Genomic DNA, 23,128 nt, shown 5'->3' with positions numbered 1-23,128 from the left:
GCCTGCTCGCGAAGGCGCCCGATCAGAAAAATCCTTGTTGATTGACCCACCGCATTCGCGAGCAGGCTCGCTCCCACAGGGTTAGCGTTGACTGGCTGTATTCACTCGGGTGACGGGGCGATGCGGCAGCCTTTGCGCTGGCGGATCTGTTCGTTCGTCGGGCGTTCGTGGACGAATTCGAAACGCGGTTCGCCCTCGCTGTAATGCACCAGCCAGCCCCATTCCAGCTGGCTTTCGTCTTGCCCGGGTTGCGGTGGCCGGGCCCACCACGGTTCTTTGCTGAGGATCTCGCGCATGGCTGCCTCCGGTTGATAGCGATCCTTGAACTATAGCCGCCTGTCCCCGGTCGTCAGAACAGACTGTGTAAAATCGACGGCTGACAGTGAGAAGGAGACCGGGGCCATGATCGATGAAGTGCGCAGGGATGAGCCGTTCAAGCGGCTGTTTTTCGCGTTGGACTGCCCGCCGGCGCAGCGCAAGGCAATCGCGCAGTGGCGCAGTGAATTGCGCCTGCGCACCGGCAAACCGGTGCCGGCGGATAATTTTCATCTGACCCTGCTGTTCCTCGGTGCCGTGCCGTTGGCGCAGATTCAGCCAGTCTGCGAAGCCGCCGCCCAAGTGCGCACGCCGGGCGCGGCGTTAAGGATTGCTCTGGATCGCCTGCAGGTGTGGCACCGCGCCGGGGTCTTGTCGCTGGCGCCGGAGCAGGCGCCGCCGGCGTTGTTGCGTTTGGTCTACGCGCTGGAGCAGGCCATGTTGCCGTTCGGTTTTGAGGAGACGCCGCGTGAGTTTCGCCCGCACCTGACCCTTGCCCGCGAATTTCGCGCGTCGGAGCCGGAGGCCGGCACACCACCGGAATTCTTCCTGCGCGCCGAACGCTTCGCCCTGTTTGAATCGCACAAGGGCCGCTATCGGATCATTCAGGACTGGCCGCTGATCTGACGGCACAAAAAAAGGCGCCCGAGGGCGCCTGAAGTCACCTGAACCGAGGAAGCCAGGTGAGGCCGTTCAGAGCAGGGGCAGCGGTGGTAAGGCGCTGCATGAACGGAAAAGGTTAGGCAGATCGTTCCCATGCTCTGCGTGGGAGCAATCAATCGCACCAAAGTCCCTGTGGGAGCGAGCCTGCTCGCGAAGGCGTCGGCTGATTCAGCGATTTTCATCGCCTGACACACCGCTTTCGCGAGCAGGCTCGCTCCCACATTTGGATCTGCGCTGGGCTCACTTGCCGAGTTTCACCCGGGTCCAGCCGCGCGTCATGATCCGCTGGGTGGCGATCGGTTGATCCGGTACGGCATACAGCGTCGCCATCACCGCTTGTGACGGATACGAACCGGGGTCGTTGCGGATCGCTTCGTCCACCAGTGGCGTTGCCGCGGCGTTGGCGTTGCTGTAGCCGTTGCTGTTGGTGATCTCGGCGATGATTTCCGGGCGCATCAAAAAATCCATGAACAGGTAAGCATTCTCGACGTTCGCCGCGTCGCGCGGGATGGCGACCATGTCGTAGAAGCTGCCGGCGCCTTCCTTGGGAATGCTGTAATCGATCACCACGTTGTTGCCTGATTCCACCGCACGGGCTTTAGCCTGCAGGACGTCACCGGAGTAACCGACCGCCACGCAGATGTTGCCGTTGGCCAGGTCGGAGATGTATTTCGAGGAATGGAAATACGCCACGTTCGGGCGGATTTTCATGAACAGCGCCTCGGCTTCCTTGATGTGCGCGGTGTCCCTGTCGTTTACCGGGTAGCCCAGATAGTGCAGGGCAGCCGGGATCATCTCAGTCGGCGAATCGAGGAAACTGATGCCGCAAGCCTTGAGCTTTTCCGCGTTCTCGGGTTTGAACAGCAAGTCCCAGGAGTTGGTCGGGGCGTCGGCACCGAGCACTTCCTTGACCTTGGCCGGATTGAAGCCTATGCCGATCGAGCCCCACATGTACGGGAACGCGTGGGCGTTGTCCGGATCGCTGGCGGAGGCGTTTTTCAGCAGCACCGGGTTGAGGTTCTTCCAGTTCGGCAGCTTCGATTTGTCCAGCGGCTGATACACGCCGGCCTTGATCTGCTTGGCCAGAAAACTGTTCGACGGCACCACCAGGTCGTAACCGGATTTGCCCGCCAGCAAACGTGCCTCAAGGGTTTCGTTGCTGTCGAAGACGTCGTAGGTCACGCGGATACCGGTTTCGTCTTCGAATTTCTTCACCGTGTCCGGCGCGATGTAATCGGACCAGTTGTAAACCCGCAGCACCTTATCGTTGGCCTGGGCGCCCATGACCATTGCGCCCATCAAGGACAGTGTCAGCAGAGTCCTGCCAAACATTTTCATCGGTACAACTCCATTCTTTTTATTCACTTCAAGCAAAGGCCCCTCACCCTGACCCTCTCCCTGGGGGAGAGGGAACTGACCGAGGGGCTGACAACATTTGCGCAAACTCGCGAGTGATGCGGGATCAGGCAGTTGCCGCACGTTGCGGCTGCCATGCTTCGCTGGCCGTCTGATCCATCGCTTCCTGAATCGCTTTTTTGCGGTTGGCTTCTGCCTTGCGACCGAAGTACCAGACCAGGAACGTCACCAGCGACACCGCCAGCAGAATCAGGCTGGCCACGGCGTTGATCTCGGGTTTCACGCCCAGACGCACCGCCGAAAACACTTCCATCGGCAGGGTTGTAGAGCCAGGCCCGGAGACGAAGCTCGCCAACACCAGGTCATCCAGCGACAAGGCAAACGACATCATCCCGCCCGCCGCCAGCGACGGTGCAATCATCGGGATGGTGATCAGGAAAAACACCTTGAACGGCTTCGCGCCCAAATCCATCGCCGCCTCTTCGATCGACAGGTCCAGCTCGCGAAGGCGCGCGGAGACTACCACCGCCACATAGGCTGCACAAAACGTGGTGTGGGCGATCCAGATCGTGACGATGCCACGCTCCTGCGGCCAGCCGATCAGTTGCGCCATCGCCACGAACAGCAGCAACAGCGACAGACCGGTGATCACTTCCGGCATTACCAACGGCGCGGTGACCAGACCGCCAAACAGCGTGCGGCCCTTGAAGCGCGTGACTCGTGTCAGAACGAAGGCGGCGAGGGTGCCCAGCGCGACCGCAGCGATCGCGGTGTAGCAGGCGATTTCCAGCGAGCGCAGCACCGAGCCCATCAGTTGCGTGTTGTCGAGCAGGCCGACGTACCATTTCACCGACCAGCCACCCCACACCGTCACCAGTTTCGAGGCGTTGAACGAGTAGATCACCAGAATCAGCATCGGCAGATAAATGAACATCAGGCCGAAGATCAGCATGAACTTCGAAAAATTGAAGCGTTTCATCCCCGTGCCTCCATCTCTTTGGCCTGGCTGCGGTTGAACAGCAGAATCGGCACAATCAGGATCAACAGCATCACCACCGCCAGCGCAGACGCCACCGGCCAGTCGCGGTTATTGAAGAACTCTTGCCACAGCACGCGCCCGATCATCAGGGTCTCCGGGCCACCCAGCAGTTCCGGAATCACGAACTCGCCGACCACCGGAATGAACACCAGCATGCAGCCGGCAATGATTCCGTTCTTGGCCAGCGGCACGGTAATTTTCCAGAAGTTGTTGAAGTTGCTCGAACCCAGATCCTGCGCAGCTTCCAGCAGGCTGTTGTCGTGCTTGACCAGGTTGGCGTACAGCGGCAGCACCATGAACGGCAGATACGCGTACACCACACCGATATACACCGCGGTGTTGGTGTTGAGGATCTCGATCGGGTGATCGGTCAGCCCGGTCCACATCAGAAACGCGTTGAGCAAACCGTTGTTGCTGAGAATGCCCATCCACGCGTATACGCGTATCAGAATCGCCGTCCAGGTCGGCATCATGATCAACAGCAGCAGGACGTTCTGCGTTTCCTTGCCGGTTTTGGTGATCGCATAAGCCATCGGGAAACCGATCAGCAGACACATCACGGTGCTCAAAGCGGCGACCTTCAGCGAACCGAGGTAGGCCGACAGGTACAGATCGTCTTCGCCGAGCAGGGTGTAGTTGCCGATGTTCAACAGCAGCTGGAATTTCTGTTCGGCGTAGGTGTAGATCTCCGAGTACGGCGGGATCGCCAGCGCCGCTTCCGAGAAGCTGATCTTCATCACCAGAAAGAACGGCAGCATGAAGAACAGGAATAGCCAGATGAACGGAATGCCGATCACCAGTTTTCGCCCGCTGGGCACCAGGCGCAGGAATTGCTGATTGAAGGTTCTCATGAGCGCAGTACCACGCCGCTGTCGTCTTCCCACCAGACGTAGACCTTGTCGTCCCAGGTCGGCCGCGCGCCCCGGCGTTCGGCGTTGGCCATGAACGACTGGACGATCTTGCCGCCGGGCAATTCGACGTAGAACACCGAGTGGCCGCCGAGGTAGGCGATGTCATGCACCTTGCCTTCAGACCAGTTGTAGCGGCCCTCTGGTTGAGTGCTGCTGACGAGCATTTTTTCCGGGCGAATCGCGTAGGTGATCGACTTGTCCTGCACCGATGTGCTGACGCCGTGACCGACGTAGATCTTCTGCTGCAGATCCGGGCTGTGAATGATCGCGTGGCCTTCGAGGTCCTCCACCACGGTGCCGTCGAAGGCGTTCACGTTGCCGATGAATTCGCAGACCATGCGGCTGACCGGCGCTTCATAGATATCAACCGGGCTGCCGATTTGCGCGATCCAGCCCAGGTGCATGATCGCGATGCGCTGGGCCATGGTCATGGCTTCTTCCTGATCGTGGGTGACCATGACGCAGGTCACGCCGACGCGCTCGATGATCTCGACCAGTTCCAGCTGCATTTGTGAACGCAGTTTTTTGTCCAGCGCACCCATCGGCTCGTCAAGCAACAGCAGCTTCGGCCGTTTGGCCAGCGAGCGGGCGAGGGCGACGCGCTGGCGCTGGCCGCCGGACAACTGGTGCGGGCGGCGCTTGGCGTATTGGGTCATGTGTACAAGGCGCAGCATTTCTTCGGCGCGGGCATCGATTTCGCTGGCGGGCAAACGGTCCTGCTTGAGGCCGAAGGCGATGTTCTGCGCGACGGTCATGTGGGGGAACAGCGCGTAGGACTGGAACATCATGTTGATCGGCCGCTCGTACGGCGGCATGTCGGTGATGTCCACGCCATCGAGCAGAATCCGCCCCTCGGTCGGGCGTTCGAAACCGGCGAGCATGCGCAACAGGGTCGATTTGCCCGAACCCGAGCCCCCCAGCAGCGCGAAGATTTCGCCCTGATGGATCTCCAGGGACACATCGTCCACGGCCACGGTTTCATCGAACTTCTTGGTGACACGATCGACTTTCACCAGCACCTTTTTCGGTTGCTGATGACCTTCAAGTGCCTTCCTGTAAGTGCTGGAGGCGTTTGCCATGTGAAACTCCCAACAGGTTTCGTTTGCCTGGCCAATGTGGCCGGGCTTAAGTGGATTGCGGAGCTGCCCGGGATGTCTGTCAGCTGGCGCAGAACCTGTGGGAGCGAGCCTGCTCGCGAATGCGGCGTGTCAATCGACACCATTGTTTGCTGAAACACCGCTTTCGCGAGCAGGCTCGCTCCCACAGGGGGCATGCGTTGACCTGACCGGCATTGCCCGGACTGATCCGGCTTGTTCGGCGCCGCCGTCCTGGCTGCCTGGGTCGTACTTGTTGTTATCACGGGTGTTGCTGTACACGGCTGCCGAATGCGCGCAAGCGCTCCCGACCGCCATGGGGGCAGTAAATCGTTATGTGTACCTGAGGATTGTCAGCGCTGGTTGCGTCGCGCCGCCCGTTGTCGGCAGGCCGCGCCGAACGCCTGGAAAATCTTCAGGTAGTTCGGGTTGTCCAGCACTTGCCATTCCGGGTGCCATTGCACGCCGAGGGCGAAGGTCGGGCTGTGCTCGACCGAGATCGCCTCGATCAAGCCATCCGGCGCCACGGCTTCGGCGCGCAGGCCGGGCGCGAGGCGGTCGATGCCCTGGCTGTGAATCGAGTTGACCTGAAACTCACCCGGCAGCTCCAGCGCTTCAAACACGCCACCCGCAAGCACAGTCACCGCGTGGGCCGGTGCGTATTGCACGGCCACATCCGGGCTATCGGCTTCGCGGTGATCGAGCATGCCCGGCAGTTCATGCACCTTCTGATGCAGGCTGCCGCCGAACGCCACGTTCATTTCCTGAAAGCCACGGCAAATGCCCAGCACCGGAACGCCCGCGGCGATGGCTGCACGTAATAGAGGAAGGGTGGTGGCGTCCCGCGCCGGATCGTGATCCGTACCGGGGGCGCTGGCCGGGCCTTGATAGTGGAAGGGTTCCACGTTCGAGGGCGAGCCGGTCAGCAGCAGACCGTCGAGCTGACCGAGCAGGTCGTCGATTTCCGTCAGGCTGCCAAGGGAAGGAATGACCACCGGCAACCCTTCAGCGCCAACGCTGACAGCGCGAACGTATTTGTCGCCGCTGATGTGATAGGGGTGCAGGCCAATCTGTTTGACGCACGCAGTAACGCCGATCAATGGCTTGAATGCCATTTTTATTCACCTCGAAGTCTGACACTTGAACGAGCTTTTCCGGAGCTTAGCGTCGTTGATTTTAATTAACAACTGCCATGTAAAAAATTCTAAACGCCGTTCATCCAATCGGGAACGTTTGCGCTGCTCTGGCGCCTGCTTTGCCGCGAGAGTGTTAAAAAAAGCCCGAAAAATAAAGGCTACAGGGCGCTGTGTTCGCTATTGACTTCACTTTGCCTTTCGGATTGACTGGCTGCGTGACAGGGTAGTGAACATAATAATTAACAGCTAAATAGGTGCATCATGTCGGTCCCTCTGCGTACCGTTCAACTCAACGAAGCCAACGCATTCCTTAAGAAATATCCTGAGGTTTTGTACGTCGACCTTCTGATTGCGGATATGAACGGTGTGGTGCGCGGTAAGCGCATCGAACGCACCAGTCTTCATAAGGTGTACGAAAAAGGCATCAACCTGCCGGCCTCGCTTTTCGCGCTGGACATCAACGGCTCCACGGTGGAAAGCACCGGTCTGGGTCTGGACATCGGCGACGCTGACCGCATCTGCTACCCGATTCCCGGTACCTTGAGCATCGAGCCGTGGCAAAAGCGCCCGACCGCACAACTGCTGATGACCATGCACGAGATCGAAGGCCAGCCGTTCTTCGCCGACCCGCGTGAAGTGCTGGCCAATGTCGTGCGCAAGTTCGACGACATGGGCCTGACCATTTGCGCGGCGTTTGAGCTGGAGTTCTATCTGATCGACCAGGACAACGTGAACGGCCGTCCGCAGTCGCCACGTTCGCCGGTCTCCGGCAAGCGTCCGGTGTCGACACAGGTCTACCTGATCGACGACCTCGACGAATACGTCGATTGCCTGCAAGACATTCTTGAAGGTGCGAAAGAGCAGGGCATCCCGGCTGACGCCATCGTCAAGGAAAGCGCCCCGGCGCAGTTCGAAGTCAACCTGCATCACGTCTCCGACCCGATCAAGGCCTGCGATTACGCGGTGCTGCTCAAGCGTCTGGTGAAGAACATCGCCTACGACCATGAGATGGACACCACCTTCATGGCCAAGCCGTATCCGGGCCAGGCGGGCAACGGTCTGCATGTACACATTTCGATTCTGGATAAAGAAGGTAACAACATCTTCGCCAGCGAGGATCCCGAGCAGAACGCCGCACTGCGTCACGCGATCGGCGGTGTGCTCGAGACCCTGCCGGCGCAAATGGCTTTCCTTTGCCCGAACGTCAATTCGTACCGCCGCTTCGGCGCACAGTTCTATGTGCCGAACTCGCCGAGCTGGGGCATCGACAACCGCACCGTCGCCGTACGCGTGCCGACCGGTTCAGCCGACGCCGTGCGCATCGAGCACCGCGTCGCCGGCGCCGATGCCAACCCGTACCTGCTGATGGCCTCGGTGCTGGCCGGTATTCACCACGGCCTGACCAACCAGATCGAACCGGGCGCTCCGGTTGAAGGCAACAGCTACGAGCAGAACGAACAGAGCCTGCCGAACAACTTGCGTGACGCACTGCGCGAGCTGGACGACAGTGAAGTCATGGCCCGTTACATCGACCCGATGTACATCGACGTGTTTGTCGCGTGCAAGGAAAGCGAACTGGCCGAGTTCGAGAACTCGATTTCTGATCTTGAGTACAACTGGTATCTGCATACGGTCTGACTGCAGACCAGCACCGAACCATTGTGGGAGCGAGCCTGCTCGCGAATGCGGTGTGTCATTCAAAGTAATGTTGGCTGACACGACGCTTTCGCGAGCAGGCTCGCTCCCACAGGGGATCGGGTTATCAGATTCTGATTGACGGGTATTCGCTCGTCATCCAATCCCCCCTCGTCGAGCCAAAACAATGACCAAAACCCGCAACGACTGGGAACAACGCTTCCAGTCCCTGACCCTCGAAGCCCGCGCCTTCATCAACGGTGAATACCGCCCGGCGATCAGCGGCGAAACCTTCGAATGCCTGAGCCCGGTCGACGGGCGTTTTCTCGCCGCGGTCGCCAGCACCGATGAAGCCGACGCCAACCTCGCCGTCGAGGTCGCGCGCCAGTCTTTCAATTCCGGGGTGTGGGCGAAAAAAGCCCCGGCCGAGCGCAAACGCATCCTGATCCGCTTCGCCGATCTGATCCTGCAACACCAGGAAGAACTGGCGCTGCTGGAAACCCTCGACATGGGCAAACCGATCAGCGATTCGATGAGCATTGACATCCCGGCGGCCGCCAACGCGATCCGCTGGAGCGCCGAGGCGATTGACAAGATCTACGACGAAGTCGCCGCCACCCCGCACGACCAGCTCGGCCTGGTCACCCGCGAGCCATCCGGTGTGGTCGCGGCCATCGTGCCGTGGAATTTCCCGCTGATCATGGCCAGCTGGAAATTCGCCCCGGCACTGGCGGCGGGTAACTCGTTCATTCTCAAACCGTCGGAAAAATCCCCACTGACGGCGATCCGCATCGCCCAGTTGGCGCTGGATGCCGGCATCCCGAAAGGCGTGTTCAACGTTTTGCCGGGCTTTGGCCACACCGTCGGCAAGGCGCTGGCGCTGCACATGGATGTCGACGTGCTGGCCTTCACCGGCTCCACGGCGATCGCCAAGCAACTGATGATTTACGCCGGGCAAAGCAACATGAAACGCGTCTGGCTCGAAGCCGGCGGCAAGAGCCCGAACGTGGTGTTCGCCGACGCACCGGACTTGCGCGCGGCAGCAGAGGCGGCGGCCAGCGCCATCGCCTTCAACCAGGGCGAAGTCTGCACGGCCGGTTCGCGCCTGCTGGTCGAGCGTTCGATCCGCGAGCAGTTCATCCCGCTGTTGGTGGAAGCGTTGCAAGCGTGGAAACCGGGGCATGCCCTCGATCCGGCGACCACCGTTGGCGCCGTGGTCGATCAGCGTCAACTCGACAACGTGCTGCGCTACATCAGCATCGGTCGCGAGCAGGGCGCCGAGCTGATCGCCGGCGGCCAGCGCACCCTCGAAGAAACCGGCGGCCTCTATGTGCAACCGGCGATCTTCGACGGCGTGACCAACGCGATGACCATCGCCCAGGAAGAGATCTTTGGCCCGGTGCTGTCGCTGATCACTTTCGACAGCGCCGAAGAAGCGCTGCAGATCGCCAACGACAGCATCTTCGGCCTCGCCGCCGGCGTCTGGACCAGCAACCTCAGCAAGGCGCACACCTTCGCCCGTGGCCTGCGTGCCGGCAGCGTCTGGGTCAACCAGTACGACGGCGGCGACATGACTGCACCGTTTGGTGGCTTCAAGCAATCGGGCAACGGTCGCGACAAATCGCTGCACGCGTTCGACAAGTACACCGAGCTGAAAGCAACCTGGATCAAGCTCTAATTCTTTTACAGCGGCGGTCGCCAGCGTCTGGCGGCCATCGGAGAAATTTATGAAACAGCAACACGTCAACAGCTACTACGCCGCCACCCGCAACGAAGTCATCGACTTCCCGACCCTCGAAGAGTCGGTCGAGTGCGACGTCTGCATCATCGGCGCCGGTTATACCGGCTTGTCCTCGGCACTGTTCCTGACTGAAGCGGGCTACAAAGTGACCGTGCTCGAAGCGGCGAAAGTCGGCTACGGCGCCAGCGGTCGCAACGGCGGGCAATTGGTCAACTCCTACAGCCGCGACGTCGATGTGATCGAAGCGCGCTACGGTGACAAGACTGCGGAAATCCTCGGCAGCATGATCTTCGAAGGCGCGGATATCATCCGTTCGCGCATCAAGGAATACGACATCCAATGCGATTACCGCCCGGGCGGTATTTTTGCGGCGCTGAACAAAAAGCAGCTCAGCGGCCTGGCGGAGCAAAAGCGCAGTTGGGAGCGTTACGGCAACCGCCATCTGAAGATGCTCGACGCCGCTGACATTCGTCGCGAAGTCGGCTCCGACGCCTATGTCGGCGGACTGCTGGACATGCAGGGCGGGCACATTCACCCGCTGAACCTGGCGCTCGGAGAAGCGGCGGCGATCGTGCGTTTGGGCGGCAAGATCTACGAGCAGTCCGCCGCGGTGGAAATCAAGTACGGCGAGCCAAACATCGTGCGCACCGCCAAAGGCCAGGTCCGCGCCAAGTACCTGCTGATTGCCGGCAACGCCTATCTGCCGCAAGGCCTCGACAACCGCGTGACCGCGAAAAGCATGCCGTGCGGCTCGCAGATCGTCGTCACCGAGCCGTTGACCGAGCAGCAGGCGCGCAGCCTGATCACCCACAACTACTGCGTCGAAGACTGCAATTATCTGCTTGATTACTACCGCCTCACTGCCGACAACCGTCTGCTTTACGGCGGCGGCGTGGTCTACGGCGCACGCGAACCGGACGACATCGAACAACTGATCCGCCCGAAGATCCTCAAGACCTTCCCGCAGCTCAAGGACGTGAAAATCGATTACCGCTGGACCGGCAACTTCCTGCTGACCATGTCGCGCATGCCGCAATTCGGCCGCATCGAGAAAAACGCCTACTACATGCAAGGCTACAGCGGCCACGGCGTCACTTGCTCGCACCTGGCCGGCAAACTGATCTCGGAAATGATCCGCGGCGACGCCGAACGCTTCGACGCCTTCGCCTCGCTGCCACACATGCCGATGCTCGGCGGCCGCACCTTCTCCGCACCGCTGACCGCCCTGGGCGCCGTCTACTACTCGCTGCGCGACCGCTTCGGCGTCTAAGTTACCTCCCCGGCGGCGGCCCCAAACCCCGCCGGTTTTTCACTTACGCAAAAGCACTGATGTCCCCTGTGGGAGCTGGCTTGCCAGCGATAGCGGCCTGACAGCGGCTACCAAGCTAACTGACACAAAAGAGATCCAACTGTGGGAGCGAGCCTGCTCGCGAAGAAGCATTATCAGGCGACATCGATGTCGCCAGACACTCCGCTTTCGCGAGCAGGCTCGCTCCCACAGTGACCGGATTGCCAAGGCAAAAACGACTTTTGCCCAACCATCCATCGAACCTGCTGAGCAACACCAGCAAACGTGATTTAATAGCCGCCTTTCACGGTTCCGGGACACGGGAGCAACGTGATCCGCGCGACTTGCGCGTCACCCGCCACCCACCCCCATCGCCCTTAAGTCGTTCTCACATAAGGCTGTCATGGATACGGGTTCTCGACTCAAACTAGTACGCGAAAGCTACAAACTCTCCCAGCGCGAGCTGGCCCGGCGTAGCGGCGTGACCAATGCCACCATCTCGCTGATCGAACAGAATCGTGTCAGTCCTTCCGTCAGCTCGCTGAAAAAGCTGCTCGAAGGCATACCGATGTCCCTGGCCGACTTCTTCACCTTCGACCAGCCGCCGCGCGAACACCAATACGTGTTCCGCGCCAACGAACAACCCGACCTCGGCCGCCACGGCCTGCGCCTGCTGCTGATCGGCGCCTCCGTCCCCAGCCGCCAGATGCGCCTGCTGCGCGAACAATACGCCCCCGGCGCCAGCTCCGGCGACGAGCCGATCGTGCACGCTGAAGGCGAGGAGTGCGGGCTGGTGACGCGTGGCACCGTGGAATTGACGGTGGATGGGCAGGTGAGTGTGTTGAGTGCGGGGGATGGGTATTACTTTCCGACGACGTTGCCGCACAAGTTTCGCAATATTGGTGCGGATGAGGCTGAGATTATTAGTGCGAATACGCCGGCGAATTTTTGAGGATAATTCTTGAGTTGGCTGGGCTTGCATCCGGCGATGCAAGCCCAGTCGGTTAGAAACAATAGAAGTTAGTTGCAAAATCCAAATTGAATGATTTCCTTAAGTCTTTTTTCGCTCGCTTCGGTCAATGATATTTTTCCGTCTAAATAATCGCGCACTCTTTTCCAAGAGTTGTATGGTTTGTCTTTAGAGCTTGCAATCTCTTGAGCGGATGAATCCCACAAAACATGTTCAAAGGTGTCGGATATCACAAGTGTGTTCTCTGACTTTGCTATGCTTGCAATTTTTGCGTTTGCTTTATACGGATGGATTGCCGATTTCTCCTCAAGTTCTGCATCAGTCAAGCCATGCCTGTCTTCATCGTGAAGTACACGGTAGCTAATACCTAAAGTATTCAAAACTTTTCCGATGGCAGGAATCGTCCATTTTCCACCGGCTGAAATTACGGTAATGTCCTTTGCGAAACTTGAGTTTAGATCAAATTTTTCAATGAGTTCGCTTGCCATTGAAAACACCGCGACTTCGGTATCACCCTCTACTAGAATTACTCTTTTAGCGAACAGGCTTTCGCATACAGTGGGGTGAAAATCTAACGTGGCGCGCAGTAAGGAACGCTCATCATATTCTGTTCCAATTTCGAATATATTAGCTGCGAGTTGGTGAATGATTCTTTGGTTTTCTTGGTTTTTTCTGACAAGTTTCAAAGATTCGGGTTTGTCAGCAAGCGAAATAAGGAAAGGCGAATGCGTAGAACAGATGACTTGCCATTTAGGCGAATCAGTTTTGCTGACTAACGCTGACTTAAGTCTTCTCATTAAATGAGGGTGAATGTAAAGCTCTGGCTCTTCATACAAAACGACCACAGAGCGCTCACCGCCCTCGACAACCGAGGCGTGCCCCGCATTGCTTTCTAACATTGCGAAAGCAAGAGCTCTTTGAACTCCACTACCTTGATACTGCAAGCTCGATTCAAACTCTTCATCAATGAGAAATGTCGCTGCCTTCATGAAAAGCGGCTCTATATCAATTTCCCCGATCGCTAGCCTAACTTTTGAATCGAAATCTAAAACCTGGTTTAATGTCGCGCTAACTTGTTCCAGTGCTTGGCTAAGTCCATCGATAATAACCCCGTCTTCAGCTTGGCCTTTTAATTTTTTTTGTAGGAAGTCAGCTTTTTTTATGTATTCTTTGTAGGTCGGATCATCCTTCACGATTGGAAAGAGCTTATTGGAAAATAAAAAAGAGAAAGGAGTGTTTGCGGTAGATTTCATGTCGTCTTCAATTTTGAAGCACGCTGGTACGTACATGACATGTGGTACTGCTTGTTGTAAAGAGTTTGGAAATTTTTTCAGGTGCCAGTCTGTAATTGTATTGACTAACTCTGGATGCTTATCTTTAAACATCGCTTCGAATTCCAGAGTTTTCGCTCCAAACTCTGCTGCTGTTGTAATTTGTAATATATCTAAGCATGCTTTAGCTTCACTAATCCTTTTTGCTTCCGTGAAATTTGTCCACGGCAGACTCTCTATGGTGCAGTAGACGCTATATTCCGACGATAGAGATTCCAGCGTTTCATTCCAGCTTGCGGACATTTTTATGATGAGATTGTCTTTATCCAATAATTTCGAAATGGCTGGTTTTTTCTTTTCCCATTCCTCAAGATCTCGAAATTCACATATAATTTCCATTATGTCTGTGGATGGTTTTTTGTTTGGCCAATCGTCAACTGTCGGTTTTTTATTGTCAAGGAGAATGTTCAAAGCATGTAAGATTGTAGACTTTCCGATATTGTTGGGGCCGATAAATGTTGTAAAGTCTTCGATATCTATCTCGGCCAAACCTATACCGCGAAAATTTTTAATCGTTAACTTTCTTATTTTCATTAGAAACTTTCCATGTTTTTTTGGCGAAGTGCCACTATCGCTTATCGCAGATTTCGGGTGATCTATCAATGCGGCGGTTTAGAGAATTATTGACCGTCCATCTGGATTGTTAGCGCAGGTATAGGTTTTCAATAGCGGATATTTGCCCCGGATGAAAAATTTAGGCTAATCCACGACCACCCGTCAGCCGAACCGCATTTTCGCAGCATTGCTGCTTCGAATGCATGAACAACTCCGCAAAGGAATAGCCGACATGTTTAAATCCAGATTCGCAGCACTGACCCTCGCCACTCTGTTATCCGCCACCTCCCTCTACGCAACGGCCGCCAACGATACCCCGGCGCCGACCGCCAACGACGGCAATAGCCAGACCAACCCGAGCGCGCCGGAAGACATTCATTCCAACGGTGCCACGGTGCCAAAAGGCACGCAGGGCAATACCACCAATAACGATGGCTCGACGCCCTCGGGCGGCAAGCCCAGTGGTTCGAAACAATCGAACGACAGCGGCACCAGCAGCGGTGCCGGCGAAGGTTAAGCATGTATCGAATGCAGCAAGCCCGGCATATAGCCGGGCTTTTTTATGGGCAAATCCTGGATGACTGAACGCTACTTCGCCTTCCAGTTGCCCCCGCTGTTTTCACAGTCGATCTTCGCCTGCTCCAGATGCTCACCGCCGTAGTAATAGGTGGTGATTTGCGCGTTGTCCGGCAGATTGAGCGGTTGGGCGCTTTTGTCTTTGCTGGTGGAGTGCGGGTTGGCCAGGGATTCCTGGGTGAGGCGGGCGGTGCAGGTGGCCTGGTAGTGGTCCTCGCAGCGTTGGACTTTTTTCTTGGTCGCATTCAGCGTGTCTTTGCTCTCGTTGCTGCATGACCAGTTGATCGAATCCACCGGCACGCCTTCGTATTCATAGCAGCTATGGGTTTCCACGGCGGGCACTGCGGCGCTCGAAGAGCGGGTCTGCACGTCGCAGCCCTCGGCCATGACGCAGGTGGGGATGATGGCAAATGTGGCGATCAGCAACAGCAATCGGGTTTTCATCGGCAGTTCCTCTCCAATGGCGCCGCGTCTGATCGGTGATTGGGCGCTTGTCTGCTTTCGAGGTGGCGAAGGCGTGCAGGGTTCCATCGGGTTCGCGACGGGTGATCTTCGCGTACACTGCGCAACAATCAGAAACATTCAGCGCCCAAGGATTGGACCGTCGCCATGATTGAAATCGGCCGCCGCAACATCGCCCCCGCTTCGCAGCAACCGTTTCACGATATCTATCTTTTCCATATCGACCCCGCAAAACCCGAGACGCCGTTCTGCTTCGAGCAGTCGATGGGCGGCGGGCACATGGAGCATGGCGGGGCACGGTTTCTTGCGCTGGATGAACTCGACGCGTGGTGCGGCGACTGGCGCGACCACTTGAGCAAAGCCGATTGCGCCTGGGTGGCCGAGTTGATCGACGCCAACCCGCACGCCGATCAAGCGACGCTGGTGGCATTGATTCTTCAGCGTCACGCAGCATCCGCGCAGCCGGTCGGGCGCTGGAAAGCCCTCGGCCTCTGGCTCAAACGCAATATCCACGTCGGCGGCCGCTACGGCATCTGACCTTCGGAGATTCTTATGACGCAAACCCTCGAACGCGCTATCGCCATCGCCGCCACGGCCCACGCCGGGCAAGTCGACAAGGGCGGCGCGCCGTACATTCTGCATCCACTGAAAGTCATGTTGCGCATGACCACGCTGGAAGAACGCATCGTCGCCGTGCTGCACGATGTGGTCGAGGACTGCGGCGTCAGCCTGGATGATTTGCGCAAGGAAGGCTTCAGCGAAGACGTATTAAGCGCTATCGAATCCGTGACCAAAGTGCCTGGCGAGTCCTACGAGGATTTCGTCGACCGCGCCGTGCAGAACCCGATCGGCCGGGCGGTGAAACTGGCGGATCTGGAGGAGAACAGCGATATCTCGCGGATCGCCTCACCGGGTTGGGAGGATTTGGAGCGGATCGAGAAGTATCGGCGGGCGATTGCGCGGTTGCGTATGTGAAGGATTCGATATCCCCTGTGGGAGCGAGGCTGCTCGCGAAGGCGTCAGACCGGTTATTCATCAGTGACTGGCACACCGCTTTCGCGAGCAGGCTCGCTCCCACAATGGATCGGAGGTGCGTCAGTTGATAGCCAGGAAGGCGACTATGAAATCAGTTATTTGCTTGTTGATTGCGGCCGGTTTCGGCGCGTTGTTGCAGTTCGAAGGCGTGCCCCATGGCTTGCTGCTGGGCTCGATTATCGTCACCGCAGTGTTCGCCAGTAAAACCGGCATCGCCCCGGCGACGCCTTATGGACTGGGCTACATCCAGGTCACGTTGGGGATCGCCACCGGGCTGATGTTCGAAGCCTGGGACAGCGCGACGGCCTCGGCCCTGTTGCCCAGCCTCGGTGTATTACTGATCTGCCTCACGGTGCAGATCGCACTGGCCGGATGGTGGCTGACGCGCGGCGCCGGCTGGAATCGCACCGATGCGCTGCTGGCGGTTTATCCCGGCGCACTCGCGGCGGTGTTCGATCTGCTGGAGTCGGAAAAGGCCTCGAGCAAGGTGATCATCGTCCACCTGATGCGCTTGCTGCTGATCACCGTATTGGTGAGTCTGCTGATTCCCGGCCAGGCCGCCATCGCGGTTGCCGATGGTGATCCGTTGACAACAGGCATGGCGCTGACCGCGTGTGCTGTCATCGCGCTGAGCGTACTGCTCGGCCGCTTGCTGTTGATGATCGGCGTGCCGGCGCCGTTCATGCTCACGGCGATCATCATCACGGCGGTGTTTGTGAAATCAGGATGGCTGCAAGGTTTTCACATGCCGGACTGGAGCCTGAACCTGGCCGCGCTGATTCTTGGCGTGCGCATCGGCTCAAGGTTTCAGGGCCTCGGCTTCGCCGAACTGGCCCGACATGGGCGCACAGCGCTGGTCTCGGTTGGCTTGATGATCATGGTCGCTGCGGTGTTCGCCGAAGTCGCGGCGCGGTGGCTGGGCAACGATCCGCTGTCGTTATGGCTCGCTTACATGCCGGGCGCGATCGAGACGATTGCGATTGTCGCGTTTGGTGGCGGGCTGAACGTGGTGTTTATCCTGACGCATCATTTGAGCCGGATGGTGTTGCTGCATTTTGCGCCGGCGTTGTGGGTGCAGGTGCGGCGGGTGAGGGAGGAAGCCTGACTCGAGCTGATGCCAATCTGTTGCGGCGTGTCAGTTAAATCCATCCCCCTCACCCCAGCCCTCTCCCCCAAGGGGGCGAGGGGGAAGGGAGCCGATCTCGGTGCTGTTCGATATTTGAGTTCGGCTCGAGATATCAGGTCGCCGTCGCTCGAACTTCCTACGCGGTCGGCTCCCTCTCCCTCCGGGAGAGGGCTGGGGTGAGGGCAATGCGGCGTTAGCGGATATGTGCGGCGAAGCCTTCGCTATCCGGAGCAACATCTTCCTTCAACGTCAACGCCGGAATCTCATACTCCCCCGCATTCTGCTGCCGAAACCCGATCGGCCTGGCACTCCACAACTCATCCAGCCGTGTCCCCAGTTCATCAGAGGTCTCGGCATACCTCGTTTCATCCATCCGGCTGGTGCGATACACCACAAACGGTGGCACCACTTCAAAGCCGGGGTAGTACAAGATCCCGTGCTGGATCGGAAACAGCAGATCATCCATCGGCCCGTTGATCCCTCGTGGGCTGTAGTGCGATTCCCAGCCGCCGGTGGTGACCATCAGCATCGCGCGTTTGCCTTTCATTTTGCCTTCGCCGTAACGCTCGCCCCAGCGGCTGTCGGAATGTTCGCCAACGCTGTAGGCAAAGCCGTAGGCATAGACACGGTCAACCCAGCCTTTGAGGATCGCTGGCATGGTGAACCACCACAGCGGGAATTGCAAGATCAGCGCATCGGCCCATTGCAGCTTTTCCTGTTCGCGGGCGATGTCGGCGGCCTGGGTGCCGTCGGCGTAGGCGCGTTTTGAATCGAGAGACGCGTGGAACGGTTGCGACGGGTCGCGCTGCGGTGCGTCGTCGGCGTCGAGGGTGGGTTTCCAGTTCATCGCGTAGAGGTCGGAGACTTGCACGCTGTGGCCGGCGGCTTGCAGGCGCTGGACGGTGAAGTCCTTGAGCGAACCGTTGAGGGACGTCGATTCGGGGTGGGCGTAAACCAGTAATACATTCATGGCGAGAAGCTCCGTTGGTTGATGGCTGCAGGATCGGCGCTTGCCCGGTATATTGGAAATGAATGTCTGATATGTCTGGTATAGCTATGAATAATTTGAGACGGCTGGATATCAATCTGTTGCTGACCCTGGATGTGCTGCTGGCCGAGCACAACGTCACCCGCGCGGCGCAGCGGCTGAATCTGTCGCAGCCGTCGGTGAGCGTGCATCTGGCCAAGTTGCGCGACATTTTCGGTGATCCGTTGTTACTGCCCGGCCCGCGAGGCATGCGCCCAACGGCGCGGGCCGACGAGTTGCGCGAGCCATTACGTGAAGCGCTGGAGGCGTTGGAGCGGGCGGTAGCGCCGGCCAGTGCCTTCGACCCGGCGCAGGCGACGCACAGCTGGAAAATCGCCGCGACCGATTACGGCGAATCGACCGTGGTGCTGCCAGCGCTGAGCGGCTTGCGCGAACAGGCGCCGGGCACGCGGCTGGCGGTGATCGATCTGCACCCGCAGCAATTGGTCAAAGAGGCTGAGCAGGGCGTGTTCGATCTGGCGCTGCACATCAGCGAGGACGCGCCGCCGGAGCTGCATCGGCGACCGCTGTTTCAGGAACGCTATGTGCTCGCCGGGCGCATCGGCCATCCGCACTTGCAAACAGCACCCACGCGTGAACGGTTCTGCGCGCTGGAACACGTATTGGTGTCGAGGGAGGGTGGGGGCTTTTTCGGGGTGACCGACCGGGCGTTGGCCGATGTCGGCCTGAGGCGCAACGTGGTGTTGTCGGTGCCGCATTTTCTGATGGCGATGTCGGTGTTGGTCAGCACCGATCTGGTGGCGATGTTGCCGTCACGGTTGGTGCGCGGCAATCCGGCCTTGCAGGTAGTCGACGCGCCGCTGGCAGTGCCGGGTTATGAGATGGCGATGTTCTGGGGCGAACGCTCGCACCGCGATCCGGCGCACAAGTGGCTGCGCGAGCATCTGCTGGCGTCCGTCTGAGATCTGATCAGGCGTGGACCAGCGCAACCGCAAACGACACGACGATCATGCACGCGAAGGCGAAGTTGAGATTCATGGGGTGTTCATCCTGAGCCGTTTTGAGAGTGAGCCCATTGTGAACAGGCGCACGGCAAAGAAAAAATTCGCCTTGTTGATTCCAATGATCGAAACAATTGATGGCCGCTGCGTTTGTATTTGCCCGAAGCATTCGCTAGCCTTCAACAAACCTGCAACTACAAGCACAAACAGGCACAACCATGCATGACCACTCCATCGCCGAATTGCCCTCGCTGCGCCGGCAGAAAATCCTCTTGCTGCTTGAACGCGACGGTAAAGTCATGGCGTCCGAGCTGAGCCAGCACTTTGCCGTGTCCGAAGACACCATCCGCCGCGATCTCGCCGAACTGGACAACGCCGGGCTGGTGCAGCGCGTGCACGGCGGGGCATTGCCGCGGCCGAAGGACTCGGGCAAGGATTACTTCACCCGACTCGATGAAACCGATGAGATCAAAGTTCGCCTGGCGCAACTGGCGGCGCAGCAGATCGAGAACGGGCAGATCGTGCTGTTCGATTCCGGCTCAACCACGTTGCAGGTGGCGCGCTCGATGCGCAGCGATATCAGCATCACGGCGGTCACCGCTTCACCGATGACGGCGATCGCCTTGTCCGAATACAGCGGCGTGAAAGTGATTCTCGCCGGTGGGCAGTTGAACCCCCGGACGATGGCGGCGGGTGGGCATGAGGCGCTGCGTCTGTTGGGCGGGATCAAGGCCGATCTGGCGATAACCGGTGTGTGTGCGATTCACCCGGAGGTGGGGATCACCTCGTTGCATTTCGATGAGGTACCGGTCAAGCAAGCGATGCTCGATGGCGCGGCGCGGGTGATTGCGGTGACCTCGGCGGACAAGCTTGGCGCGGTGGAACCGTTTGTGGTGGCGCCGTGTACGCGGTTGCACATGTTGATCACCGAGCGGCATGTGGCGTCGGGGAGTGTCGAGGATTATCGGCGGTTGGGGATTGTGGTCGAGCAGCTTCCAGATTGATTGGATTTTAGGGCCTCTTCGCGAGCAGGCTCGCTCCCACAGTGGTTGTGTGTCGTTCATCAATCCTGTGGGAGCGAGCCTGCTCGCGATAGGGTCAGTGCGGTCAGCGCAACTTTTCAAGCATCTGGTAATACCACATCCCCGCCGCCAGCAACGGGTTGCCGAGCAAATCGCCCATCGGCACGCGGATGTGCTGGCAGGCGGCGAAGGTGTCGAACTGTTCCAGCTGCCCGGTGATCGCCCGGCTCATGATCTCGCCCATGATGTGCGTGGTGGCTATGCCGTGGCCGGAGTAGCCCTGGCAATACCAGACGTTGTCCGAAAGCTTGCCCAGTTGCGGAATGCGGTTGATGACGATGCCCATCGCGCAGCTCCACTGATAGTCGATCTGCACGCCCTTCAGCGCCGGGAATGTCTGCTCGATGCACGGGCGCAGTTCGGCGGCGATGTCGCGTGAATCCTTACCGCTGTAGTTGGCGCCGCCGCCGAACAGCAAGCGACCGTCAGCCGTCAGGCGGTAGTAATCGAGGACAAAACGGCAGTCATACACGGCGAGGTCTTGCGGGTTGATCTGCCGCGCCAGTTCGCCCAGCGGTGCGGTGGTGACGATGCCGCCCATGGCCGGGAAAATCTTGCCCTTGAGTTGGCCCGGTTCGAGCTTGTGGTAAACGTCGCCAGCGAGCATCACCTGATTGGCGTCGATCTGCCCGTGAGCGGTGCGCACGCCCGGCTTGTCACCGTGAATGATCTCCAGCACTTCGCTGTTTTCGAAGATCAACGCACCGAGACTTTCCGCCGCCCGCGCTTCGCCGATGCACAGGTTGAGCGGGTGCAGGTGCATGTTGCGGGTGTTCTTGATTGCGCCGTGATAAAGCTCGCTTTGCAGCAGATCGCGGACCTGAGGGCGGTCGAGCAGGCTGACCTCATCACCCAGTCCGCGCCGCACGGCTTCTTCGTAGTCACTGCGCAGGCCGGTCATGTGGCTGGGCTTGTACGCTGCGTGCAAATGGCCGTGTTTGAGGTCGCACTCAATGGCATATTTTTCGACGCGCTGTTGGATGATTTCGTGGCCGCGCCAGCGCAGGTGCCAGATGAAATCATCGACGTCATCGCCGAGTTTTGCGCGCATCTGTTTGCGCATCGCGCCATCGCCGGACAGGCTGCCAGTGACTTGTCCGCCGTTGCGCCCGGTGGCGCCCCAGCCGATCTTGTGGCTTTCGACGATGGCGACTTTCAGGCCTTTTTCCGCGAGTTCGACCGCGGTGGCGACGCCGGTGAAACCGCCGCCGATGATCACCACGTCCACTGAATGTCGGCCTTGCAAGGTCGGGTAATCGGTGTCGCGATTTAGGGTGGCGGTGTAGTAGGAATTGCAGCGTTGAGTCATGTCTGGGTCCACACAAATTAAGGAGTCGGAGTGCAATCCCCTGTGGGAGCTGGCTTGCCAGCGATAGCGGAGTGTCAGTCAACGCTTATGCCAGATGTGCCGGCCCCTTCGCTGGCAAGCCAGCTCCCACAGGGTTGAGTGGTGGGGCTTCAGGCCTCGGTCAGGTACCAACGCCAATCCTGCTCACCCACCTCGGCCATGAACTGCCGGTACTCGGCCCGTTTTACCGCCAGATACACACCCAAGAACTCCTGCCCCAGGGCATCCCGCGCCCACACTGAATTTTCCAGCGCCTGCAACGAGGTCAGCCAGTCGGTCGGCAATAACTCCTTGGCCTGCGCATAGCCATTGCCCTCGACCGGCGCACCCGGATCGAGGTCTTCACGAATGCCGCGATGAATCCCGGCAAGGATCGCCGCCGCCGCCAGATACGGGTTGGCGTCGGCGCCGCAGATGCGGTGTTCGATGTGCCGGGTGTGCGCCGGGCCGCCGGGCACCCGCAGGCTGACGGTGCGGTTGTCGACGCCCCAGGTCGGCGCCAGCGGCGCATAGCTGTTGGCCTGGAAACGTCGATAGGAATTGGCGTTCGGGCAGAACAGCAGCAGCGTATCGAGCAACGAAGCGAGCATGCCGCCAATCGCGGTGCGCAGCAGCGGCGTGCCGGCCGGATCCTCTGAAGCGAACAAATTATGCCCGGCACCGTCGGCGAGGCTGACATGCATGTGCATGCCGGTGCCGGCCAGATCGTCGAACGGCTTGGCCATGAACGTCGCCTGCATACCGTGCTTGTGCGCCACCGCTTTGACCAGACGTTTGTAGCGTACGGCCTGATCCATCGCCGCCAGTGCATCGCCGTGTTCGAGGGTGATTTCCACTTGGCCCGGCGCGTATTCGGAGATCGCCGTGCGCGCCGGAATGCCGTGCAGTTTGCAGGCGCTGTAGAGGTCGGCGAGGAACGGTTCGATCTGCTCCAGCTCGCGCAGGCCGTAGACCTGAGTGTGTCGCGGTCGACCACCGTCGGCATCCAGCGCCGGTTGCGGTCGGCCGTTGTGATCGCGTTTGGCGTCGAGCAGATAGAACTCCAGCTCGCAGGCCATGATCGGGTGGAAACCCTCGGCTTTGAGCGCGTCGATGACCTTGATCAGCAAGTGTCGCGGGTCGGCGATGCTCGCCGGCAGGCCCTCAGTCGGGTGCATGCTCACTTGCACCGCAGCGGTTGGAATCTGCCGCCACGGCAGGCGTACCAGGCTGCCTTCCAGCGGATAGGCGCGGCAGTCGATGTCGCCGACGTCCCAGACCAGACCGGAGTTTTCCACGTCTTCCCCCTGTACGGTCAGGCCGAGGATGGTGCTCGGCAATGGCCGGCCGCTTTCGTACACGGCGAGCAGTTCTTCGCGGTGCAACAACTTGCCGCGCGGCACGCCGTTGGCGTCGAGGATGAACAGCTCGATCATGTCGATATCGGGGTTTTGCGCAAGGAACAGACGTGCGTCTTCAAGGGCTGCGAATTTCATG

Annotated in this window: 23 protein-coding genes; 12 read left to right on the top strand and 11 right to left on the bottom strand. The window is 59.1% G+C overall.

What is annotated here, in order from left to right:
- Positions 1-101: 101 nt before the first annotated feature.
- Positions 102-296: a hypothetical protein gene (locus ACGSLL_RS04050; protein WP_394503419.1), complete on the bottom strand. Its 195-nt coding sequence runs from the start codon at positions 294-296 to the stop codon at positions 102-104.
- Positions 297-402: 106 nt separating this feature from the next.
- On the opposite strand from ACGSLL_RS04050, the gene thpR reads away from it, so the two are divergent.
- Positions 403-942 (top strand): RNA 2',3'-cyclic phosphodiesterase, encoded by a 540-nt coding sequence (thpR, locus tag ACGSLL_RS04045; protein ID WP_394503417.1) that lies wholly within the window; start codon positions 403-405, stop codon positions 940-942.
- Between the two features lie 276 nt (positions 943-1,218).
- On the opposite strand, the gene ACGSLL_RS04040 is transcribed toward thpR, so the two are convergent.
- The 5 genes from ACGSLL_RS04040 to ACGSLL_RS04020 all read right to left on the bottom strand — a co-directional run bounded on the left by ACGSLL_RS04040 (position 1,219) and on the right by ACGSLL_RS04020 (position 6,493).
- Entirely contained in the window at positions 1,219-2,316 is a 1,098-nt protein-coding gene (locus tag ACGSLL_RS04040; RefSeq protein WP_394503415.1) for a polyamine ABC transporter substrate-binding protein, read from the bottom strand.
- Positions 2,317-2,440: 124 nt separating this feature from the next.
- The gene (locus ACGSLL_RS04035; RefSeq protein WP_394503413.1) at positions 2,441-3,313 is read right to left on the bottom strand and encodes an ABC transporter permease subunit; all 873 of its coding nucleotides are present in this window, start codon (positions 3,311-3,313) and stop codon (positions 2,441-2,443) included.
- Positions 3,310-4,191, bottom strand: a complete 882-nt coding sequence (locus ACGSLL_RS04030) for an ABC transporter permease subunit (protein ID WP_394503803.1) — start codon at positions 4,189-4,191, stop codon at positions 3,310-3,312. Before ACGSLL_RS04030 ends, ACGSLL_RS04035 begins: the two co-directional genes overlap by 4 nt.
- 29 nt (positions 4,192-4,220) lie before the next feature.
- A complete protein-coding gene (locus ACGSLL_RS04025; protein WP_394503411.1) occupies positions 4,221-5,363 on the bottom strand; it encodes an ABC transporter ATP-binding protein in 1,143 nt (380 codons plus the stop codon).
- Positions 5,364-5,731: 368 nt separating this feature from the next.
- Entirely contained in the window at positions 5,732-6,493 is a 762-nt protein-coding gene (locus ACGSLL_RS04020) for a gamma-glutamyl-gamma-aminobutyrate hydrolase family protein (RefSeq protein ID WP_093102366.1), read from the bottom strand.
- Between the two features lie 282 nt (positions 6,494-6,775).
- On the opposite strand from ACGSLL_RS04020, the gene ACGSLL_RS04015 reads away from it, so the two are divergent.
- The 4 genes from ACGSLL_RS04015 (at position 6,776) to ACGSLL_RS04000 (ending at position 12,130) form a co-directional block, all read left to right on the top strand.
- Entirely contained in the window at positions 6,776-8,152 is a 1,377-nt protein-coding gene (locus tag ACGSLL_RS04015; protein ID WP_039763287.1) for a glutamine synthetase family protein, read from the top strand.
- A 184-nt stretch (positions 8,153-8,336) separates the two neighbouring features.
- The gene (locus ACGSLL_RS04010) at positions 8,337-9,827 is read left to right on the top strand and encodes an aldehyde dehydrogenase (protein WP_394503409.1); all 1,491 of its coding nucleotides are present in this window, start codon (positions 8,337-8,339) and stop codon (positions 9,825-9,827) included.
- A gap of 49 nt (positions 9,828-9,876) precedes the next feature.
- Entirely contained in the window at positions 9,877-11,160 is a 1,284-nt protein-coding gene (locus ACGSLL_RS04005; protein ID WP_394503407.1) for an NAD(P)/FAD-dependent oxidoreductase, read from the top strand.
- A gap of 421 nt (positions 11,161-11,581) precedes the next feature.
- Complete coding sequence (locus ACGSLL_RS04000) at positions 11,582-12,130, top strand: cupin domain-containing protein (protein WP_093102357.1); 549 nt, start codon at positions 11,582-11,584, stop codon at positions 12,128-12,130.
- Positions 12,131-12,198: 68 nt separating this feature from the next.
- Here ACGSLL_RS04000 and ACGSLL_RS03995 read toward each other — a convergent pair whose 3' ends face one another.
- A complete protein-coding gene (locus ACGSLL_RS03995; protein ID WP_394503404.1) occupies positions 12,199-14,013 on the bottom strand; it encodes an ATP-dependent nuclease in 1,815 nt (604 codons plus the stop codon).
- A gap of 253 nt (positions 14,014-14,266) precedes the next feature.
- Here ACGSLL_RS03995 and ACGSLL_RS03990 point away from each other — a divergent pair, with 253 nt between their 5' ends.
- Positions 14,267-14,551, top strand: a complete 285-nt coding sequence (locus ACGSLL_RS03990; RefSeq protein ID WP_394503402.1) for a hypothetical protein — start codon at positions 14,267-14,269, stop codon at positions 14,549-14,551.
- A 71-nt stretch (positions 14,552-14,622) separates the two neighbouring features.
- Here ACGSLL_RS03990 and ACGSLL_RS03985 read toward each other — a convergent pair whose 3' ends face one another.
- Positions 14,623-15,054, bottom strand: coding sequence for a hypothetical protein (locus tag ACGSLL_RS03985; protein WP_394503400.1), 432 nt, complete (start codon positions 15,052-15,054; stop codon positions 14,623-14,625).
- 165 nt (positions 15,055-15,219) lie between these two features.
- Here ACGSLL_RS03985 and ACGSLL_RS03980 point away from each other — a divergent pair, with 165 nt between their 5' ends.
- The 3 genes from ACGSLL_RS03980 to ACGSLL_RS03970 all read left to right on the top strand — a co-directional run bounded on the left by ACGSLL_RS03980 (position 15,220) and on the right by ACGSLL_RS03970 (position 17,212).
- Complete coding sequence (locus ACGSLL_RS03980) at positions 15,220-15,609, top strand: hypothetical protein (RefSeq protein ID WP_394503398.1); 390 nt, start codon at positions 15,220-15,222, stop codon at positions 15,607-15,609.
- 15 nt (positions 15,610-15,624) lie between these two features.
- Complete coding sequence (locus ACGSLL_RS03975) at positions 15,625-16,047, top strand: HD domain-containing protein (RefSeq protein ID WP_394503396.1); 423 nt, start codon at positions 15,625-15,627, stop codon at positions 16,045-16,047.
- Between the two features lie 145 nt (positions 16,048-16,192).
- Positions 16,193-17,212, top strand: coding sequence for an AbrB family transcriptional regulator (locus tag ACGSLL_RS03970; RefSeq protein WP_394503394.1), 1,020 nt, complete (start codon positions 16,193-16,195; stop codon positions 17,210-17,212).
- A gap of 214 nt (positions 17,213-17,426) precedes the next feature.
- Here ACGSLL_RS03970 and ACGSLL_RS03965 read toward each other — a convergent pair whose 3' ends face one another.
- On the bottom strand, positions 17,427-18,203 hold the full coding sequence (locus ACGSLL_RS03965) for an NAD(P)H-dependent oxidoreductase (RefSeq protein WP_394503391.1): 777 nt from the start codon (positions 18,201-18,203) through the stop codon (positions 17,427-17,429).
- An 86-nt stretch (positions 18,204-18,289) separates the two neighbouring features.
- Here ACGSLL_RS03965 and ACGSLL_RS03960 point away from each other — a divergent pair, with 86 nt between their 5' ends.
- Genes ACGSLL_RS03960 through ACGSLL_RS03950 form a run of 3 tightly spaced genes read left to right on the top strand, consistent with a single transcriptional unit; the run spans position 18,290 to position 20,226 of the window.
- Positions 18,290-19,183 carry a LysR family transcriptional regulator gene (locus ACGSLL_RS03960; RefSeq protein ID WP_394503389.1) on the top strand — a complete coding sequence of 298 codons (894 nt, stop codon included), beginning with the start codon at positions 18,290-18,292 and terminating at the stop codon, positions 19,181-19,183.
- Positions 19,184-19,196: 13 nt separating this feature from the next.
- Complete coding sequence (locus ACGSLL_RS03955; protein ID WP_394503387.1) at positions 19,197-19,448, top strand: hypothetical protein; 252 nt, start codon at positions 19,197-19,199, stop codon at positions 19,446-19,448.
- A complete protein-coding gene (locus tag ACGSLL_RS03950; RefSeq protein ID WP_394503385.1) occupies positions 19,441-20,226 on the top strand; it encodes a DeoR/GlpR family DNA-binding transcription regulator in 786 nt (261 codons plus the stop codon). The genes ACGSLL_RS03955 and ACGSLL_RS03950 overlap by 8 nt, the downstream gene beginning before the upstream one ends.
- Positions 20,227-20,329: 103 nt before the next feature.
- Here the strand turns inward: ACGSLL_RS03950 and ACGSLL_RS03945 are convergent, their stop codons facing one another.
- Both ACGSLL_RS03945 and ACGSLL_RS03940 read right to left on the bottom strand, forming a co-directional pair.
- Positions 20,330-21,613: an NAD(P)/FAD-dependent oxidoreductase gene (locus tag ACGSLL_RS03945; RefSeq protein WP_394503383.1), complete on the bottom strand. Its 1,284-nt coding sequence runs from the start codon at positions 21,611-21,613 to the stop codon at positions 20,330-20,332.
- Positions 21,614-21,762: 149 nt separating this feature from the next.
- Positions 21,763-23,127: a glutamine synthetase family protein gene (locus ACGSLL_RS03940; protein WP_394503381.1), complete on the bottom strand. Its 1,365-nt coding sequence runs from the start codon at positions 23,125-23,127 to the stop codon at positions 21,763-21,765.
- Position 23,128: the final 1 nt, after the last annotated feature.

The sequence above is a fragment of the Pseudomonas retamae genome (genome assembly GCF_043496865.1).
GTDB classification, from domain to species: Bacteria; Pseudomonadota; Gammaproteobacteria; order Pseudomonadales; family Pseudomonadaceae; genus Aquipseudomonas; species Aquipseudomonas retamae.
This window is presented reverse-complemented; position numbering and strand designations above follow the sequence as displayed.